The sequence below is a fragment of the Chryseobacterium sp. Leaf201 genome, assembly GCF_001421435.1.
Taxonomy (GTDB): Bacteria; Bacteroidota; Bacteroidia; order Flavobacteriales; family Weeksellaceae; genus Chryseobacterium.
In genome coordinates, this window is sequence record NZ_LMKA01000116.1 from 1 (window position 1) to 17,567 (window position 17,567).

The 17,567-nt window shown below is 38.4% G+C and carries 18 protein-coding genes; 9 read left to right on the top strand and 9 right to left on the bottom strand.

The window, feature by feature from the left end; translation table 11 throughout:
* Nucleotides 1–499: 499 nt before the first annotated feature.
* From ASE55_RS17300 to ASE55_RS17310, 3 genes are all read left to right on the top strand, one after another.
* A complete protein-coding gene (locus ASE55_RS17300; RefSeq protein ID WP_056222601.1) occupies nucleotides 500–1,702 on the top strand; it encodes an aminopeptidase C in 1,203 nt (400 codons plus the stop codon).
* A gap of 596 nt (nucleotides 1,703–2,298) precedes the next feature.
* Nucleotides 2,299–2,727, top strand: a complete 429-nt coding sequence (locus ASE55_RS17305; RefSeq protein WP_056222604.1) for a transposase — start codon at nucleotides 2,299–2,301, stop codon at nucleotides 2,725–2,727.
* Nucleotides 2,728–2,813: 86 nt separating this feature from the next.
* Entirely contained in the window at nucleotides 2,814–3,140 is a 327-nt protein-coding gene (locus tag ASE55_RS17310; protein WP_056222607.1) for a hypothetical protein, read from the top strand.
* Nucleotides 3,141–3,350: 210 nt separating this feature from the next.
* Here the strand turns inward: ASE55_RS17310 and ASE55_RS17315 are convergent, their stop codons facing one another.
* The 5 genes from ASE55_RS17315 to ASE55_RS17335 all read right to left on the bottom strand — a co-directional run bounded on the left by ASE55_RS17315 (nucleotide 3,351) and on the right by ASE55_RS17335 (nucleotide 11,077).
* Nucleotides 3,351–4,268, bottom strand: coding sequence for a hypothetical protein (locus ASE55_RS17315; RefSeq protein WP_056222609.1), 918 nt, complete (start codon nucleotides 4,266–4,268; stop codon nucleotides 3,351–3,353).
* Nucleotides 4,269–4,592: 324 nt separating this feature from the next.
* Entirely contained in the window at nucleotides 4,593–6,011 is a 1,419-nt protein-coding gene (locus ASE55_RS17320; protein ID WP_056222612.1) for a hypothetical protein, read from the bottom strand.
* Between the two features lie 23 nt (nucleotides 6,012–6,034).
* The gene (locus tag ASE55_RS17325; RefSeq protein WP_056222615.1) at nucleotides 6,035–7,078 is read right to left on the bottom strand and encodes a hypothetical protein; all 1,044 of its coding nucleotides are present in this window, start codon (nucleotides 7,076–7,078) and stop codon (nucleotides 6,035–6,037) included.
* 403 nt (nucleotides 7,079–7,481) lie between these two features.
* Nucleotides 7,482–8,093, bottom strand: coding sequence for a response regulator transcription factor (locus tag ASE55_RS17330; RefSeq protein ID WP_056222618.1), 612 nt, complete (start codon nucleotides 8,091–8,093; stop codon nucleotides 7,482–7,484).
* A 2-nt stretch (nucleotides 8,094–8,095) separates the two neighbouring features.
* Complete coding sequence (locus tag ASE55_RS17335; protein WP_056222621.1) at nucleotides 8,096–11,077, bottom strand: sensor histidine kinase; 2,982 nt, start codon at nucleotides 11,075–11,077, stop codon at nucleotides 8,096–8,098.
* Nucleotides 11,078–11,253: 176 nt separating this feature from the next.
* On the opposite strand from ASE55_RS17335, the gene ASE55_RS20380 reads away from it, so the two are divergent.
* Entirely contained in the window at nucleotides 11,254–11,412 is a 159-nt protein-coding gene (locus tag ASE55_RS20380) for a hypothetical protein (RefSeq protein ID WP_157844668.1), read from the top strand.
* Between the two features lie 158 nt (nucleotides 11,413–11,570).
* Here the strand turns inward: ASE55_RS20380 and ASE55_RS17340 are convergent, their stop codons facing one another.
* Nucleotides 11,571–12,632: an NADH:flavin oxidoreductase gene (locus ASE55_RS17340; RefSeq protein WP_056222625.1), complete on the bottom strand. Its 1,062-nt coding sequence runs from the start codon at nucleotides 12,630–12,632 to the stop codon at nucleotides 11,571–11,573.
* A gap of 122 nt (nucleotides 12,633–12,754) precedes the next feature.
* Between ASE55_RS17340 and ASE55_RS17345 the strand changes: the two genes are divergently transcribed.
* Nucleotides 12,755–13,135, top strand: a complete 381-nt coding sequence (locus tag ASE55_RS17345; RefSeq protein ID WP_056222629.1) for a winged helix-turn-helix transcriptional regulator — start codon at nucleotides 12,755–12,757, stop codon at nucleotides 13,133–13,135.
* A 21-nt stretch (nucleotides 13,136–13,156) separates the two neighbouring features.
* On the opposite strand, the gene ASE55_RS17350 is transcribed toward ASE55_RS17345, so the two are convergent.
* From ASE55_RS17350 to ASE55_RS17360, 3 genes are all read right to left on the bottom strand, one after another.
* Entirely contained in the window at nucleotides 13,157–13,498 is a 342-nt protein-coding gene (locus tag ASE55_RS17350; RefSeq protein ID WP_056222631.1) for a hypothetical protein, read from the bottom strand.
* A 73-nt stretch (nucleotides 13,499–13,571) separates the two neighbouring features.
* Nucleotides 13,572–14,306 carry a class I SAM-dependent methyltransferase gene (locus ASE55_RS17355; protein ID WP_056222633.1) on the bottom strand — a complete coding sequence of 245 codons (735 nt, stop codon included), beginning with the start codon at nucleotides 14,304–14,306 and terminating at the stop codon, nucleotides 13,572–13,574.
* Nucleotides 14,307–14,686: 380 nt separating this feature from the next.
* Complete coding sequence (locus ASE55_RS17360) at nucleotides 14,687–15,184, bottom strand: TlpA family protein disulfide reductase (RefSeq protein WP_056222635.1); 498 nt, start codon at nucleotides 15,182–15,184, stop codon at nucleotides 14,687–14,689.
* Between the two features lie 66 nt (nucleotides 15,185–15,250).
* Here ASE55_RS17360 and ASE55_RS17365 point away from each other — a divergent pair, with 66 nt between their 5' ends.
* The 4 genes from ASE55_RS17365 (at nucleotide 15,251) to ASE55_RS17385 (ending at nucleotide 17,497) form a co-directional block, all read left to right on the top strand.
* Entirely contained in the window at nucleotides 15,251–16,120 is an 870-nt protein-coding gene (locus ASE55_RS17365; RefSeq protein WP_056222638.1) for a GLPGLI family protein, read from the top strand.
* 49 nt (nucleotides 16,121–16,169) lie between these two features.
* Nucleotides 16,170–16,397 (top strand): hypothetical protein, encoded by a 228-nt coding sequence (locus ASE55_RS17370; protein ID WP_056222639.1) that lies wholly within the window; start codon nucleotides 16,170–16,172, stop codon nucleotides 16,395–16,397.
* Nucleotides 16,357–17,010: a hypothetical protein gene (locus ASE55_RS17375; RefSeq protein ID WP_056222642.1), complete on the top strand. Its 654-nt coding sequence runs from the start codon at nucleotides 16,357–16,359 to the stop codon at nucleotides 17,008–17,010. The genes ASE55_RS17370 and ASE55_RS17375 overlap by 41 nt, the downstream gene beginning before the upstream one ends.
* 172 nt (nucleotides 17,011–17,182) lie before the next feature.
* Nucleotides 17,183–17,497 carry a hypothetical protein gene (locus ASE55_RS17385; RefSeq protein WP_056222649.1) on the top strand — a complete coding sequence of 105 codons (315 nt, stop codon included), beginning with the start codon at nucleotides 17,183–17,185 and terminating at the stop codon, nucleotides 17,495–17,497.
* Nucleotides 17,498–17,567: the final 70 nt, after the last annotated feature.

The following is a 17,567-nucleotide window of genomic DNA, read 5'->3' on the forward strand; positions in this document are numbered from 1 at the left end:
TAAGATTTGAAACATTGGATATTACATGGAAGGCTATGCACTTTTTGGCATTCTCCTTAAGACTAATTAAAAAATTAAAAGTTTAAACAACTTCAATATAAAGCCAACTTCAGAAAAAATTATAACATCATATTTTACGTAAATAACGTTTAAATAAGTTTATAGTAAACCTAAGCGCATAATTTTTCGGTTGGGTTTAACAGATTCAAAAATAAAAATTATAATATCTACATATTTGATCAGGCCGGATCTTTAATTTGAATTAAATATAAAAATTCAACCAAGTTTAATATTAGAACATTAAGATGCAGCAAAGAAACAAATCTTTAACGAAACCAGGACAACCCTATCGGTATTCCAATACTTTATGTTATTCATTTATTCCGGCAGTATGTTCGCCTGTCGGCTTTCATCAAAAGTTTTAACACGGATTTAACTTTCCTCCGGGTAACAAATTTTTACGGCGACCGACTATTTCTATAAATAATCTTTTACAGTAATGAAGAATACTAAATTTGTATCATTACTTTTTGTCTTGTCTGCAGGAAGTATGATGTTTGCCCAAGATGATCTCATCAACAAACTCAAAAACAACCAGTCCCAACATGCCAATTTCCAGTTTACCACACTGAAAGACGTGGGGACTACTTCGGTGAAAAACCAGGGTTCTTCGGGAACGTGCTGGAGTTATTCTGGAAATTCTTTCCTTGAGTCTGAGATGCAGAGGATGGGTAAAAAGCCTGTTGATCTGGCTGAAATCTTCACGGCAAGAAATTCTTATCACGACAAAGCCAAATTATACGTCCTGAACAACGGTGCCATCAGCTGGGGCGACGGTGGCGAGCTTCATGATGTGATCAATATGTATAAAAAATACGGAGCGGTTCCGCAGGAGGTGTATACCGGTTTACAGCAGGGACAGACCATGAATAATTTCTCTGAAATGCAGGGCAAACTGAAACCCGTTTTAGACAGCCTGGTGCAGGCCGCGTCCAAAGGGAAACTTTCTGACAACTGGATGTCTTCCGTAGATGCTTTACTTGATCAATATTTAGGAAAAGTTCCTGCCAATTTCACCTATGAAGGGAAATCTTATACGCCGCAGACTTTTGCAAAGCAGGTAGTTGGGATCAATCCTGAAGATTATGTTGAGCTGTCTTCTTACAAAGATTACCCGTATTATCAGAAATTTGTAGTCCCGATTCCTGATAACTGGAGCCATGATTCTGACTGGAATGTTCCGATGAAGGATCTGACGGCCATTATTGACAACGCAGTTGACAAAGGATATTCCATAGGATGGGCAACCGATGTTTCGGAGCCTTATTTTTCTTATAAAAACGGGGTTGCCTATGTTCCGGACATGGATCCTGACCAGATTACTGCGGAAAATAAAGGGACTTTATTCACGGAACCGAAAAAGGATAAAACCATCACTGAGGATATGCGCCAGAAAGCATTAAATAACCTTTCCACTACCGATGATCACGGGATGCATATCGTAGGCCTGGCCAAAGACCAGTCCGGTAAGGAATATTATATGGTAAAAAATTCATGGGGCGTGACCAATGATTTTGAAGGGTATATCTATGTTACAAAACCGTATGTTGAGTATAAATCGACAGCGATCCTGGTTCATAAGGATGCACTACCTAAAAATATCAGAAGGCAATTGAAGCCAACGAAAAGTATAGGCCTGTAAAACTTCATCATGATTGTCTTTGATATTAAGATGACAATTCAGATATTTTAAACTGTCAGCCGTTTCCACTTTTGGAAGCGGTTTTTTTGCCTTCATATAAAAAAACTTCCCTGTTCAGAAATCTTTTTCTGCTCTGTTATCCTGATAATTCCTTTAATTTTTTAATTTACTGAGGTTCTTAAAACTATTCCAGTATCATCATATATCTACAATGCTGTAGTGAAAATACTACTTTTTCACCCCGGCAATTACCTATAAATACGTATATATTCGCCGTATTAATACAGAATCCGTATTTGGAGAATTAGTGCATATCTAATTCTCAGACAGCGTGGAACAGTAGCCGGATGTAAGTGGGTTTCATATAATAGAATTTAATGTGCTGACATGCACCTGCAGACCAAATAGGGTTCAGTACAGATGATGCCGGATGAATACTTTAAATACAGAGAAGCGTGGCTGCAAAAGCAGTCCATATTGCAGTTTTGACCAGGAATCCTAGCTGATAAACACCTGATAATAAAATAAATACACCAAATACCTTACAATTGGAATGATTTTAAAAAGATAGAAAAGAAATATACATAAACACAAGCATGGAAAATTACAAGAATATTCACATAGGCAAATTCATTAAAGAACGGGTCAGTGAAAAGGAGATTGATTCAGACAGAATCTGCAACTTCATCAACTGTACCGTACAGGAAGCAGAGCAGATGTTTAAGCATAAAAGCCTTGATGCAGACCTGCTATTGCGATGGAGCAAACTGCTGGAGTACGACTTTTTCAGAATTTATACCCAGCACCTCATTCTGTATGCACCGCCGGCTTCCCAACAGTATAAAAGCAACCCGAAATCCGAGGGCTCCGGCCTGCCGCAGTTCCGCAAGAATATATATACCTCAGAAATCATTGCTTTTATTCTGGAAATGATAAAGAGCGGCGAAAAAACAAAGAATCAGGTGATCGAACAGTATGGCATTCCCAAAACCACCTTATATAAGTGGATCAGTAAGCACAAGTGACATAAAGCTGCGCAGTACATTAAAAGACACATATTTGTGCATCGGTCATTCATAAAAAAACCAACAGCAGTTTAAGCAAAAACCCTATGAAAAAGCCATCAACAGTAAATTATAAAAAAATATATACGGATATTCTCAGAAAAAAGTTTCCCGAGAAAGAGGCATCTTGCAGGAACCTGCTGGATAAGGAATCACTTTCGGTACTGGATATTATCGAATTAAACGTAAGGATTTTCGGAAAGCCTGATCATCCCACCCAGCTGTCCAACCAAAAGCTCCGTTCATACAATACATCGGATATTTTACAGATTCTGGATTATCAGAAAAAAGGCGGCCTGAATAATACCACGACTGCGCATCATTTTAAGTTAAGCAGGAACACCATCACAAAATGGAAAAAGCTTTTCTGTTAAATGAATGATTCATGAGAATATAGTAAGTTAATTAAAAGCCGGTATCAGATAAACTGACACCGGCTTTTTGAAGATGATGGCAGGATTTCTCCGGATCATCAGTTATGTATATATAGAGTTTGTGTTTTGAACTGTCGGAATCTGCAGGATTTTATATTCCTGTCTGTCTACTGAGAAAGCAATCAGATCTTTTTCAATCAATACATTAAGTTACAACCCCAGATAAATATAGGTGTTCACTACAAGATAAGGAGACCGGTTATCCAGTGCAGTGCCTGAACCACCCGATGGCACAGAGGCTGTTCCGTTTACGGTATGGGCATGGTTTCCGGCATTGGCCGTACTGCCAGTTGCACCTATTCCACCCCATGCCTGTCCTCCCGCTGTACCGTTATAATTGCCGGATCCGTTATTATTAATAGTCGTACCTCCTAATAGAAAAGTACCTGCGGTAGGGCCATGTGAGTGAACTCCTGCTGCCACCGCAGTTCCGGAAATACTTCCGGAGAATGTTACGTTGGGAAGATTGGGCTGGCCAATCGTCAATGAATTGATTCCGCCTGTAGCTGCCAGGTTTTCTGAGGCTGTTTTGGCTTTCATCACCCGGTCTGTGGCATCCGGCAGGTTGTTGGTAAAACCAAGCGCTGTGGCTGCTGCCTGTGCTGCTGCAGGAAGTGTGGAAACAGCCCTGCCGTTCAGAAGGTACCAGCCGTCATGATCTGCTGTTTTGAAAGAATTTTTCACATCTCCTGAAGTAGAACCTGCTGTTGCTCCGTTAGCAGAAGCTGCCACCACGTTTCCGGAAGCATCTACGCCCAGCAATGCAGCACTGCCGGCAGGAACTGTTGTATTATTGATGTTGTCGAATTTCAGTCCCGACACGCCATTGGTTCCCGATCTCACCTGAAGCTTGGCTGTAGGTGCCGTTACTCCGATCCCCACATTTCCGTTTGCAGTGACAATGTAATCATCTGCCTGCTGTGCTGTGCTCGGCGACCCGGTAGCCGGATTGTTTTTCTGTCCGTCAATATGGAACGTATTCTGCGGGTTTGCGGTGTTAACCCCTACCTGACCAAAAGCCAGTGAAGATACCAGCACGATCCCCATAATCATAAATTTTTTGTTCATGTCTGTATTATTTGTTTTGTTTAGATTATAACTGTTTATCACACTTGTGGCCTGATGAATGTACCAGAAGAAAATATCATCTTTTGATCTGTGACAAAACTAAAGATCTCCGGCAGCACAGACCTATCTAAAGCTGTAGGATTATCGTGACAGGCTTATGGCTAAATGTCTACAAAGTATCTATGTTAATCTGGAGATTAACATAAAAGGCCTGCAGTATAATCAACTCTGCAGGCCTTAATAAATCTATCAATCAAAATATTTTAAATCACAGTCCTTTCCCTGCTTTTTTATGGAGCAGGTAATATGAACCTTTCTGAAAGGTTAACGCTGGCCTATATCAGGTACCTGTATTATTGTTCCTGAAGCATCGGTTTTAAAGAGCCAGTAATCTGTATTCTGTGATCCCACAGAATTTGCATTGTTATTGGTATCGGTTACATCTCCGTTTAAAGATGAAGTCGAGGTAGCTGCAACAATAAATCCTCCATCAGGAGCCTGCATTACTTTAACGGGCTGCGGCTGCGTAATACTTATTGGCCCAAGCCCGTCACCACCCGTTCCTCCGTATAATTTCTGCCACTGGATACTGCCTGTTGAAGACAGCTTAAGGAGCCAGACATCATTTGCACCATGATTTGTTCCCGTAACATTGCCGGTAGCAGAAGATGCCGAAACTCCGGCCACGATAAACCCTCCGTCTGCAGTCTGCCGTACAGAATACCCCCTGTCTGAAGCCGTTCCGCCGTAGAGCTGCTGCCATATGATATTTCCTGACGCATCCAACCGGATAATCCAGATATCATCACCCCCATGGCCGGTTCCTGTTACATTGCCGTTAGCGGAAGACGCTGAGGCGCCTACCACAATACTTCCGCCATCAGGCATGGATGCCGCCGCAATGGCCAGATCATCCTGATTTCCTCCGTATACTTTTTTCCATTGGGCAGCTCCCGTAAGATTTATTTTCATGGTAAACAGGTCAAGCGTGCTTCCTGAAGTACCGCTGGACCCTCCAAGAATATAACCGGTGCCGTCACCCGCGGCCACCATACAGTATAAGCTTTCTCCCGTGCCTGTCCCCGGATTGTTATAATTATTCTGCCATACTACATTTCCTGAAACATCCAGCTTAACGGCCCAGAAGTTCCCGTTTGAAAAACTGCCGGAAATGCCTGAAAAAATATAGCCGTCGGAAGTTTGCAGTACAGCCTTTGCAAAATCATTCCCGGTTCCTCCATATCCCTTCTGCCAGCTTATGGCTCCGGTAGCTGTCAGTTTCACGACCCATGCATCAGTACCGCCGTTAAGAGCACCTACGTCACCTGTATTGGCGGAGTTTGCCTGCACCGATCCTGCTACGATATAGCCTCCTTCACTGGTCTGCTTTATCGCATTTCCCTGTTCACCTGCATTACCGCCGTACAGGCGCTGCCATTCTATCTTCCCGAGCTTATTGTATTTTACCACCCAGAAATCCTGGTTGCCGTGGTTGGTTCCGGTAACATTTCCGTTCGCTGAAGAATTGGAAGTGCCTGCAACAATGTATCCTCCGTCTGTGGTCTGATCCATTGCCGTAGGAACATCAATTGTACTTCCTCCCGAAAGAAAACTGAAAGGGATCGGTGGTTCCTGCATAGGGATATAAGGGGTGCCTACGGCCTGTGCATAGCTGTTTTGCGTGGAACATAACAGTGACATCCCCATAAAAAACGCACTGACCCCGGTTTTAATTTTTTTCATAATCTGTTAATTAAATTAAAAACCTAAAACCCTGTTGCTGTATAAACATATACCGTAAATCCCATAACGATGAATGTATAAAGCGTTTCGGTACCTGCCGTAGTGGCGCGGTTATTAGCATATTTTACGGTAAATCCTGAAGCCGTAAAAGCAGCAGTACCGCTTGTTGTACCTCTTACACTGAGCGTATAGGTTCCGCCGTCTTTTATATTCTGGAGGGTAAATGATCCCGGATTAGCTGTTGTATAGGCCAGGTTGCTCTGGCTGTAGTCTATGGAAGTACTGCTGCCGGCATTGTAGGCATTCTTGTTTGTAGAGGCTCCGTTCACTTCAAGCTTACTGCCCACAGAGGTAGTCCCGATGCCTACATTTCCGCTTGACGGCTGCAGAAGAAGGTCTGACCATACCACTCCGGAATGAACTGCCTGGATAAAGCCTTTATCAGCCGAAGTATTATAGCCCATTACAAGTTTTTTGGCAGGATCTGATGCGCCGGTTACGATAAGCTGTGCCGTCTCTCCAAAATCAGTTTTGTTATTTGAGACATGGAGCGTTGTGTCCGGGTTCAGGGTACCGATACCTACATTGCCGCTGTTTTTCCAGGTCAGGACATTTTTAACAGTGGATGTGGAACTGTCAAACGTGTTTAAGATACCGCCTCCGAATCCCGTAAGCACCGGCCCGTTTACGGTACTTGAATAGGCCAGCTTATGATTGCTGTCACCTGCTCCCCTGAGCTGCAGTTCAAAATCGTTTAATACAAGCGGCTGTGTAGCGGAATGGTTGCCGAGATTATCACCTGCGGCACTGCCGGAGTTTATCCATACGGTACCGTTATAATACCAAAAAGTATTGGTTGTGGTATCATAAACCTGGAGCCCTGTGGCCGGAGATGCAATGGCCGTCCGGTTTTGGGTGGTCATTCTTGCTGTCAGGAAACCTTTGTTTGTAGAACTCAGTTCAAGAATTGAGGAAGCTGCCGGATTGACCGTTCCGATGCCGACTCCCTGGGCATTCGCGGTTAAACCAATGAGCACAAGGCCCGCCGAAAATAAATAATTTTTCATTTTTTTGCTTTTAATTTATATGATGATCCGGTATACTGATCAATGTTCTGTTTTGTTGAATAGGATAAGATCCGGTCTGATTGTATGAAATCATCAGCCAGCGTTTATCGGCCTTTCATCATGATGAATTACGGCTCAAATGTATAGCGTATATTTTGTCTTGCCGTTTGTTTTTATGTAATGAATCAGCTATAGGACTGTAGCAAAAAAGCCACATATTAATTTATTTTAATGGGTTGCTGATTTTAGATAAAAAATGCCCTTCTTTCTGAAGGGCATAGAATGAATCAAAAATGGAAGTGTTGTGGTTTTTCAAAGCTACGTTTCTTTGACTCTTATAATTTATGATCTACAGCATAAAACCATTTTTAACCTGTGTAAAATTATGTATCGTTACCTTATTCTATTTTATATCGTTATAAATTTTAGAAAGTTCGATAAGGTTCTTTACCTCTAATTTATTGTAGATCCTTTTTTTATAGGTACTTACCGTAGAATGGTTGAGGTTAAGGAGATTTGAAATTTCAATAAGCCCCTCTCCCTGCGATAAAAGTTCAAATATCTGGAATTCCCTTTCAGAGAGGGTATGGACTGCGCTTTTATCATCCATTGCATGGATTGCGTCATTTATTACTTTAAGAGGATAGTAATATCCGTCCAGGAGCATACATTCTACTGCCCTTATCACTTTTTCGTGGCTGCATTTTTTATTAAGGTACCCGTCTGCCCCTTCTTTGATATACGGCAATGCCATATCGTCTTCATGAGCGGAAAAGATCATAATCAGAAGGTCTTCCTGCAGTGCTTTAAGCTCTTTGATCATTCCTGTATAGGTACTTCCGGGCATTTCAATATCCAGCATAATCAGATCAAAACGTTCTTGCCGGATTTTAGATTTTACATCCTCATAGTTTTCAGAAAAATCAATAAAAACATTCTGAAAATGATTTTTAAGCATCATGGAGACCGCAAATGTAACCACATGATGGTCATCTGCAATAAGTATTTTTTTCATAGTCATTTATTTTTTATAATTATTTTGACAACAGTGCCTGTAGGCAGGTTATTCTGAAAGTGGATCTCAGCCTGGATTTTTTTAATGAGCCTGATGACCAAGTAAAGCCCCAGTCTTTCATTTTTAAAAGCCGGCAACTCCTTATCTTCCTCCTGGTTTTCATACATCTGCGTGTAATAAAGCATCTGGGCATCAGACATCCCTGATCCCGTATCTGCAATTGCAATCTCAACATCACAATCTGCTCCTGTATGCTTATGTATATTAATGATGATCTCCCCGTTTACTGTATTTTTAACAGCATTATCAATGAGGTTATGAATAATAACAGAGAGGATCACCTTGCTGATCCGGGTTTTGATATGCTGATCACAAAGATTAACGATCCCGGTATTTCGTTTACGGGCAATTTCCCAGAAAAGCATTTTCTTGTTTTCAGCCAGATCAAAGACTGCATATTCCCGCTCTTCCGGAATATTCTCTATGTTGTACAACTTAGTATATTCCCGGAGGTCTGAAGTAAACCGGAACAGCTGCTCTGATGTTTTGTGGAGCATCTCAAAAAGTTCTTTCTGCTTATCCGCATCTTCAGTTTTGTCGAGTTGATTGGTGAGATAAGACATAAAGCTTAAAGGCGTTGTTATGTCATGGCTGATGCTCTGAATAATTTTTTCTTTGTATTCAGATTCATTTTTCAGCTTGTCTCTGGTTACCCTGAGCTCGTCACCGGTATGCTTAAGGTTATTTTTCAGGTTTGTATTCCTTCCTCTCAGAAATCCGGTCCTGATGTGTACAACCAATATTATAATTATAATCAGGCTCCCCAGTACAAAAAACTTAAACCACAGGGTCTGATAGAACAGCGGCGTAATTTCTATATCTACTGTTTTATAGGCAAACATGTTTTCTGAAGTCAGATACCTTACTTCCAGGATGTAATTTCCCGGAATGTCATTATCCAGCGTATATATTCTGCTCCGGTCAATATTTTCCCATTGTTCGCGTATACTGTTTTTCAGCCTAGCCTGCAGATGGATATTCTCAGCATCAGAAAAATAAGGCATATCAATACAGATGCTCAGTGTTTTGAAATTGCTTTCCAGGGTAATCCTGTCTTTGAAACGAAAACGGAGTTTACTGTTGTATGCCCTTTCAATAAAGAGCTGATCACGCCGCGGATATATACTTTTTACCTCACCGGGATTAAAGAAAACAAAACCTTCCATGGATGGGAAGACAAAGTCACCGTTTTCCAGCATATTGGCTCCGGGATAAGCGGTATTGAATTCATTGTTCAGGAGGCCGTTTAATTTTGTATAGCGGTAATAATGCACCGGGCTGTTTCTGTTTTCTGCATATCCCAGGAGCGTTTTTTCCGGAATTTTGAACAGCCCGTTATTGGTGGAAATCCATAAAAAGCCCTTTCCGTCTTCCAGAAAAGTATGGGCACTTGCCAGGTCTCTGTTTTCATCTTCAGGCATTCTGACCGGAATGTTATTTTTAAGAAAATAAAATCCTTTATTGTCATAGGTTGTCATCCAGTAATGCCCGCTTCCCGATTTTATGATATTTTTAACGGCGATACCGCCTGCCAGTTTTTTAACAATCTTATTCTGTGATAGGGAAACCAGATAAAGGCCGTCATAACAGCCTACATAAATATGATCTTTACCACATGCTGCAATTGAGGTGATTCCGTCCGGAAGCCGCAAGGATGTTTTGAGGCTGTTGAACTGATCATTTTTAAATACGTAAAGATCACTTTTTTGTGCAGAATCAATACCGTTGACCATAAACAGTCCGTTGATTTTGTCTGCAAAACCTGCCCCATTTTTAAATAGAATGGAATCCTGTGTCCGGTATCCCGTTTTTTTCAACCGCCTGTACAGTTTCCCGAATTCCAGATATAAAATATTTTCTGAGCTGTCATAAAGCAGACGTCTTTTATCTGATAACAGTTCCTGCGCATACCTCACCTTTACAGTATCCCTGAAATATTCTGTCCCATCCTGTGAGATGACCGAATTCCTGCTGAAAGGCAAAGCAGGGTAACACACTTCACTGGTAAAAGGGATGTTCTTGCGGGAAATGTAAAAATTAGAAAGGCTGATGATGTTAAGCCCTTTGATCAGGCTACCGATATACAGTTTTCGATTTACTTCATCATACAGCACAGACCCGATATAATCTTTCTCGATATCTTTATAATGCACCAGAAAATGCAGGGCCGGCTTCCCGTTTTTTATCCTGCTCAGATAAATATTCCCTTTATTGATCACGAATACCTGATCTTTTGCCTGATACCAGTAGATCTTGGTTCCGGGGTCATTATACAGAGAGGGAGCAGCATCATAGGAAATCTTTCCTTTGCTGATCATCATGGTCCTCCTGTTTCGGGGATCGGTGATATAAATGGTATCCCGGTGTATAAAAACATTTTTCAGGATCCTGTAATGGTAGCTTGCGGCAATAATAGTTCTTTCAGCATGCTTATTTTTCTGGTATTCGATGGTGTTTTTACCGAAGAAATACCTTTCAGTTCCAAGTTCAATGATCTGGAAATCGGCAATGGGAAAAAGTTTATTGGAATCATTGTTTTTGTTCAGAAAGAAATAGATTTTATCATCATTCGGTCCATAAGAAGCTACAGGGACTTCAGGCCCTTTAAAGGTTTCCAATTTTCTCTCCGAAATCTTAAGATAATTATTCGTGTAATAATCAACAGAATAAATGGCATTGCCGAGCGGCGCAAACTCAATAAAATGATCAGTACTGAATTCCGGGTTTGTAGATAAAAGGAACTCATGGCCGTCATATCTTACCACACCTTTGTTGGTCAGGATCCATATAAAGCCATACTTATCTTTTGCAATATCCTTAACGGTATTTTGCGGGAGCCCGTTATCCACAGTAAACCACTCTGAACGATAATTCTGAGCTTCAGCTAATAAAGAAAAAAATAAAGCGAAAAAATAAAATTTCATCAAACAGATCTGTATTTATGGCTGTAGAGGCAATTTGTGGTACCAAAATATACATATATATACGGGAAAAATTGATCTGGAATTTTAATTTTTTCAAAAAAAACAGTTATTTACCGTAATTTTTTAAATAAGCAGATTATTGACGCAACAGAAATCACCCATAAAATACTGATTTAATGGATTTTGAAATAATTTCAGCTGTGGCGGTGTTTTTATATAAATTTATCTTAACAAACGGCTTTACTGAATCATCCCGTTCAGCAAACTTTCTGCGTAAATTGATACCGGAACACCCTATAAAAACCGCCCCGGAATTCCGGGGCGGCTTCGTTTAAAAATTTAAATAGGTAATCAAGATATATTTAAGCTGTTAATCATCAAAAGTGGGGAATGCCCGCAAAAGTGAATAGTGAATAGTGAATAATGGATAACCGGTACAGAAAATTGTAAAACCAAACCGGCAACGGAGCACTCCCACGATTGACGATTCACATTAATAGAGTACGCCCATGCTTTCTGCAGAAAAATCAAGAAGCTCTTCTGTTTTCCCTTCTTTTATTTTTTTCACCCATTCCGGGTCCTGTAACAATGCTCTTCCTACCGCTACCAGATCAAAGTCGCCTCTTTCCAGCCTGCGTGTCAGTTCAGATAAATCGGTTTTCTCCGTTCCCTGTCCTGCAAATGCCGACATAAAATCTCCTTCAAGGCCTACCGATCCTACCGTAATCGTCGGCTGACCGGTAATTTTTTTTGCCCAGCCTGCAAAATTCAGGTCGGAACCTTCAAATTCCGGTTCCCAGAACCTTCTTTGCGAACAGTGGAAAATATCCACCCCTGCTTCTTTCAGCGGCAGCAGCCATTCTTCCATTTCTTCAGGCGTATGTGCCAGCTTAGCGGAATAATCCTGCTGTTTCCACTGGGAAAGGCGGATGATGATGGTGAAATCCGGTCCTACTGCTTCTCTCATAGCCTTTACAACATCCACGGCAAACCGGCTGCGTTCCTTCAACGTTTTCCCTCCGTATTCATCGGTCCTTGTATTGGTTACCTCCCAGAAAAACTGGTCAATGAGATACCCGTGAGCTCCATGGATTTCCAGAACATCAAATCCAGAATCTTTGGCATATTTTGCGGAAGCAGCAAACTGCGCAATGGTATCCTGAATATCTTCCAGCGTCATGGTGGAAGCTTTTTCCATATCCACCAACGGATAATCGGCAGAACTTCTCGTGTCTCCCACATGCCAGATCTGAGGCCCCATTTTACCGCCGTTTTCATGTACGGCATCAATGACGTTTTTCCAGCCGTTCAATGCTTCTGTACCGTAAAAATCCGGGATGTTCTGCATGTTTTTTGAAGCAGGCCTGTCGATTACGGTTCCTTCAGAAATAATCAATCCTACTTCTGCTGCTGCTCTCCGTGCATAATAATCTGTAATCTGCTGGGTCGGAACACCGTTGTCAGACTGTGCCCGGGTCATCGGAGCCATTACGATTCTATTGTTAAGCTGTAAATTTTTGTATTGAAAGGGTTTAAATAATGATTCTGTGCTCATCTTTATAATAACTGTTTATAATTGTTACACAAAGTAACTAATAATAGTTCATTTTTGTATCTTACGATGGAAAAAAAGTGGTAACTTCGCAGTAACTTACATTAGTAACATAAAAGTAACACATGGTAAAAAATGAACTGATGAAATACAGCTGCCCGCTTGGCAAAGCAATGTCTGCACTGGGAAGCAAATGGAAACCGATCATTGTACTGGTGATCAAAGACCGGAAGCTGCGTTTCGGGGAACTTGCCGTGCGCATCAATGTCATTTCCCGGAAAGTCCTTACAGATCAGCTGCGGGAAATGCAGTCTGACGGACTGGTGATCCGTGAAGAGTTTAAAGAACTGCCTCCGAGAGTGGAATATTCGCTGACGGAAAAAGGACTGGCACTGTTGCCGATTTTATATTTGCTGGAAGAATGGGAAACGAAATACCATGTTAAGGATTTGAACGAGCAGGATTGTAATTTAGTTGGTAAGGAAATAGAAAAAACTGTCGTTTGACGCTATTTGATTGTCTTTAGTTTAATTCTTATTTGAAAGATGATTTAATTTTATCTGTATACTTTCGGGATAACTTCCGTTCAGATAACCTATAAAGCCATTATTTATTATTGCTTTAGATCCTGCTTTAGGAATTGAATCTTTGTATTTAAAATAAAGGGTATCATTTTTAAATTCATACGTTCCCTGATAAATATTTTTATCCCGAACCATTCCCTGAGAAATAAATTCAAAACTTTTATCATCATAGATTTTTAAATAAATCCAGCCTAATGGAGCTTCCCTATCTGCTAATAAAATGGCTTTTTTATCATTTTTACAGCTTAGTAATAAGAATATTAAATATAGAAATTTAAGTTTCATGATGTTATTTCAATTGGTTTCAAATAATATATAAATACCTCTTCAAAAAACAGTCAGATTATTTAAAGATCATCTATTCCTTAATAACCAGCATATTTGCAAAAGGTGTAATTTTCTTGTTCTCAATAATCTTCAGGCCTGCTTCGGAAACTGCTTTTTTCCATTGCTTTTCACTTAAAAAATGAAATGCTCCGATGTTAAAGAAAATAAAGTTGGTAAGATCCCGGAACTGTTCTGAAACAATGATCACGCCTCCGTCTTTTAAAATCCTTTTGGCTTCCCTGAAAAATAAAACCCTCTGTTCATGATCAAGAATCTCGTGGAGCGCCGTTATGGCGAGAATGACCTCCTGGGTACTGTTTTCAAAAGGCAGCCTGTCCGGTAAAATTTTGATTTCTTCAGGGTTGGGTGGAAATATTTTTTTGGAGGTCTCTATTCCTTTATCTATCTCGTGCCTGTTTTCGAAAATATCACAAACGGTTAGATGCAGATCAGGATATTCCTGCTCTAAAGTTTTCGACAAAGGATCAAAGCTTGCATGGACAAGAACAGCATGTCCGGTTTTGTTCCAGTCTACAATTCCTTCCAGACTTTTTAATTCATACAGATCTGAACGGTCGTATAAAATATAGGAAGCGACAAGTGAAGCGATGATATTTAACACAATAAGACCGCTCAGAATTCTCAACACTAAAATCAATGGGTGTGATTCTGCCCAGAACGACAATCCCAACAGGAGAATTGAAACCATAACTCCCAACAGTATTTTTTGCTCGTTGAAAAGAATGACCAGTTTTGTGATTTTCATAGTTATATGTTTTTACTGTAAAGCATCTGATCCAAATTTAGTCATTCTGCCATAAAAAAACCGCCTTCAAAAGAAAGCGGTTCAAATTTTATCTGAAATCCTCCATTAAAATATCGCTAGATATTTCTGAGGGTTGGTTTCATTAAATAAGGCATAAATTCTTTCTACCATATCATCAGAAGATGGCTTGCTGAAATAATCCCCGTCACTGGCGTAGGCAGGTCTGTAATCGTCAACAGATCACAATTCAGGTATTTGAATACTTTATATCTGCTGTATGGATGGGAAATAAAATACCATGTCAAAAATTTGAATGAGGAATAGAGTTGCCATTCGGCTGGTAAAGAAATAGAAAAAACTGTTGTTTGACGCTATTTGATTTATTTCTCCAATATTTTTTTTATTATTTGAAGTTTTTCTTCATTAATAAGCCCTGTAACCTCTCTAATGTTTCCCTCCTTGTCTAGAATAAAAGACATTGGAAATCTTTGAACCATTAAATAGGATTGCAGTTGTTTTCCTGCGTCTGTTATTTGAAGAAATGTATAATTCCTTTTTAGTAAAAAATTATTTACTTTATCTGAAGGGTCATGTGTAATTGCAATGAAGTTTGCGCTTGGAACAGATTCTTTCAATTCATTTAAAATAGGAATTTCTTTAATACATGGTGCACAATTAATAAACCATAAATTAATTAAGGTATTTTTCCCCTTTAAATAATCAGAATCAAAATTTTTCCCTTCCTTATCTTTATAATCTTCGATAGGAAAATGAGTTCCTAACTTTTTTTCCATATCAGGAAATGTTCTGAGCTGCGAACTTTGTGCTATTAGTAAAGAATTACACGCCAACAAAAATAAAATCACAATTTTTTTCATACAATATCATTTTTTTTTAACGAATATATTATTTTTTTATATTTTAGCAAAACAATTCACAATGTAATGAAACTAATTATTATTCTATCCCTTCTCTGTTTGGGGCTTATAAGTGGTCAAAATAAAAGATTTGCTTATGAATATACTTTCTCTAACGATTCTACCAATCTTGAAAATAAAAAAAATGAACTTTTAGTTTTAGATACATCCTCTGAAGGCTCCTTATTCTACAGCAATAAGATTAACGAGATAGATTCTTTGTACAACCTGAAAGATCCTAAAGGAAACCCACCACAATTTTATCCTTACAGAAATGTATTATTTCGTGAGATTATTATAAATAAAAGAAATGATGCACCTAAATTATACTATATGGGTGGTCCAACTAGAAATTATTTTGAAGTGACTCTTAATAATAAGATTCAATGGACAATACTTCCCGACACTAAAACTTATGAGAATTATAAAATACAAAAAGCTACTGCAAAAATAAACCATAGAGAGTGGGAAGTATGGTTTACTAGGGATATACCATTGAATATAGGACCATATATTTTTCAAGGTCTACCTGGCTTAATAATAACTGCAGAAGACCGCACAAAATCTCAAAGCTTTAAACTTGTAGGGATTTCAAATATAAATGATGTAGACTTAAATTTTATTCCAATGTTTCAGAGCAAACAGCGTGAATCTTTAAATTCTAAAGTTGTTTTAATGCCAAAAGAATTTAAGAAATTACTTATTAATAACGATGATGATTTTGTAAATAATGTAGTACAATCAACTACTAATGAAAGCGAACTTGTTTCTTCAAAGTTTTATGATTCATCAGGAAATGAAATTTCAAAGTCTGAATATATTAAAAATCAACGTGAAGCAAGAAAAGCAATTCTAAAACACAATAACAATAAATTAATTAATGATTTTAAAAGATAGGAGTAACCGAAAATCCTTTAAAGAGTAGGAAAACTAAATATAATTTTAAATGAAAACAATTAAAGATTTTCAAGAAGAAAACGGTTTAAATCTTGAAAAAGAAACCATGGGAAACATTATTGGAGGCAAATTACCAGAAGGAGGTTCAACTAGAAGAGAAGATCTTTGTACTGGTGCTCACGGAGGTGACAGTGAGGTGTCTTATTGGTCTGATAGTGGAACATTAATTTCACTTGATGGGACAACAGAAGAAGGAGGAACTTATCATTATCCTTAATATTACTATGGTTCTCATTTTATCCAACAAAAATGATTTTACGACCAATCTTGTACAAGATTGGTTGTATTATTATGGAAAAGAAGTAACAAGAATAAATAGTTTTATAAAAGATTTAAGTTTTAAAACAAATGATATTTTTATAGAATCAGATGCAGGAAAAGAAATAAGCTTGAATGGTATTAAATCATTTTGGTACAGGAAAGGCAGGATAATACAGCCTAAGAATACAAAACACCAAACAATTAAAAGTGAATTTGAAATAAGTGAAGGATATATTTCTTATCTACTGGAAGATAAAAAGGGGATCGGTCGTTACCAACAGGCTATGAATCTAAATAAGTTAATTGTTTTACAGATCGCTAAAAAGAACGGCCTAAATATTCCAAATACATTTATACTGGATAACAAAACGGACTTATTAAATCTAATTTCTGAAAATAAAGATAAAAAGTTTGTCACCAAAATGAAAACAGAGTCCTCCATGTTCCAATTTGAGGATACATCTTCAATTATTTATACAAATGTTTTAAATGAAAAAATTGTAGAAAATCTGCCAGAAAAATTTGCTTCCTCATTAATACAGGAAAAAATAATAGCACAAAGATTATGAAGTTTATAGAATTCAAAAAAAATATAAATGAAAACCCTCAACTATTTTCTTTACCAATGTTCTATATGGAAGAACAGCCAATGAATATAAGTAAAAGAAAAATTTTATTTAGTAACTTTTATAACGGAAACTATATCTTAGATCCGTTTTATAAAAATATACATCGTATGATATGACTCATTTTAAAATATTTCCAAACTGTAAAATTGTATCAGGAAAAAAGAATGCAATAATACACGATTTGGAAAGAAATACCTCGGAACTAATACCTTTGGAATTTGCGAAAATTCTAAATGACCTGGATAAAAAAACTCCAATTAATATTCTTAAGTCAAAATATACGGATAAAGAACAAAAGATAATTGACGTTAATCTAAAACATATAGTAGATAAAGAATACGGAATATTTTGTTCTGAAGAGCTTTTTTCATGTTTCCCTGAAATGTCGCTAGAATTTCAAGAATCTAGTGAAATTACGAATTATTAAGATCTTTAGGTTTTGAAAACAGAAGACAGAATTTATCCTGATCTGCTGTATTTTAATTTTTAAAGTTTTA

Bases quoted from the DNA above. Each gene is read 5' to 3' on its own strand.
- ASE55_RS17300 (WP_056222601.1), top strand. From the start codon at position 500: ATGAAGAATACTAAATTTGTATCATTACTTTTTGTCTTGTCTGCAGGA.
- ASE55_RS17305 (WP_056222604.1), top strand. From the start codon at position 2,299: ATGGAAAATTACAAGAATATTCACATAGGCAAATTCATTAAAGAACGG.
- ASE55_RS17310 (WP_056222607.1), top strand. From the start codon at position 2,814: ATGAAAAAGCCATCAACAGTAAATTATAAAAAAATATATACGGATATT.
- ASE55_RS17315 (WP_056222609.1), bottom strand. From the start codon at position 4,268: ATGAACAAAAAATTTATGATTATGGGGATCGTGCTGGTATCTTCACTG.
- ASE55_RS17320 (WP_056222612.1), bottom strand. From the start codon at position 6,011: ATGAAAAAAATTAAAACCGGGGTCAGTGCGTTTTTTATGGGGATGTCA.
- ASE55_RS17325 (WP_056222615.1), bottom strand. From the start codon at position 7,078: ATGAAAAATTATTTATTTTCGGCGGGCCTTGTGCTCATTGGTTTAACC.
- ASE55_RS17330 (WP_056222618.1), bottom strand. From the start codon at position 8,093: ATGAAAAAAATACTTATTGCAGATGACCATCATGTGGTTACATTTGCG.
- ASE55_RS17335 (WP_056222621.1), bottom strand. From the start codon at position 11,077: ATGAAATTTTATTTTTTCGCTTTATTTTTTTCTTTATTAGCTGAAGCT.
- ASE55_RS20380 (WP_157844668.1), top strand. From the start codon at position 11,254: ATGGATTTTGAAATAATTTCAGCTGTGGCGGTGTTTTTATATAAATTT.
- ASE55_RS17340 (WP_056222625.1), bottom strand. From the start codon at position 12,632: ATGAGCACAGAATCATTATTTAAACCCTTTCAATACAAAAATTTACAG.
- ASE55_RS17345 (WP_056222629.1), top strand. From the start codon at position 12,755: ATGGTAAAAAATGAACTGATGAAATACAGCTGCCCGCTTGGCAAAGCA.
- ASE55_RS17350 (WP_056222631.1), bottom strand. From the start codon at position 13,498: ATGAAACTTAAATTTCTATATTTAATATTCTTATTACTAAGCTGTAAA.
- ASE55_RS17355 (WP_056222633.1), bottom strand. From the start codon at position 14,306: ATGAAAATCACAAAACTGGTCATTCTTTTCAACGAGCAAAAAATACTG.
- ASE55_RS17360 (WP_056222635.1), bottom strand. From the start codon at position 15,184: ATGAAAAAAATTGTGATTTTATTTTTGTTGGCGTGTAATTCTTTACTA.
- ASE55_RS17365 (WP_056222638.1), top strand. From the start codon at position 15,251: ATGAAACTAATTATTATTCTATCCCTTCTCTGTTTGGGGCTTATAAGT.
- ASE55_RS17370 (WP_056222639.1), top strand. From the start codon at position 16,170: ATGAAAACAATTAAAGATTTTCAAGAAGAAAACGGTTTAAATCTTGAA.
- ASE55_RS17375 (WP_056222642.1), top strand. From the start codon at position 16,357: ATGGGACAACAGAAGAAGGAGGAACTTATCATTATCCTTAATATTACT.
- ASE55_RS17385 (WP_056222649.1), top strand. From the start codon at position 17,183: ATGACTCATTTTAAAATATTTCCAAACTGTAAAATTGTATCAGGAAAA.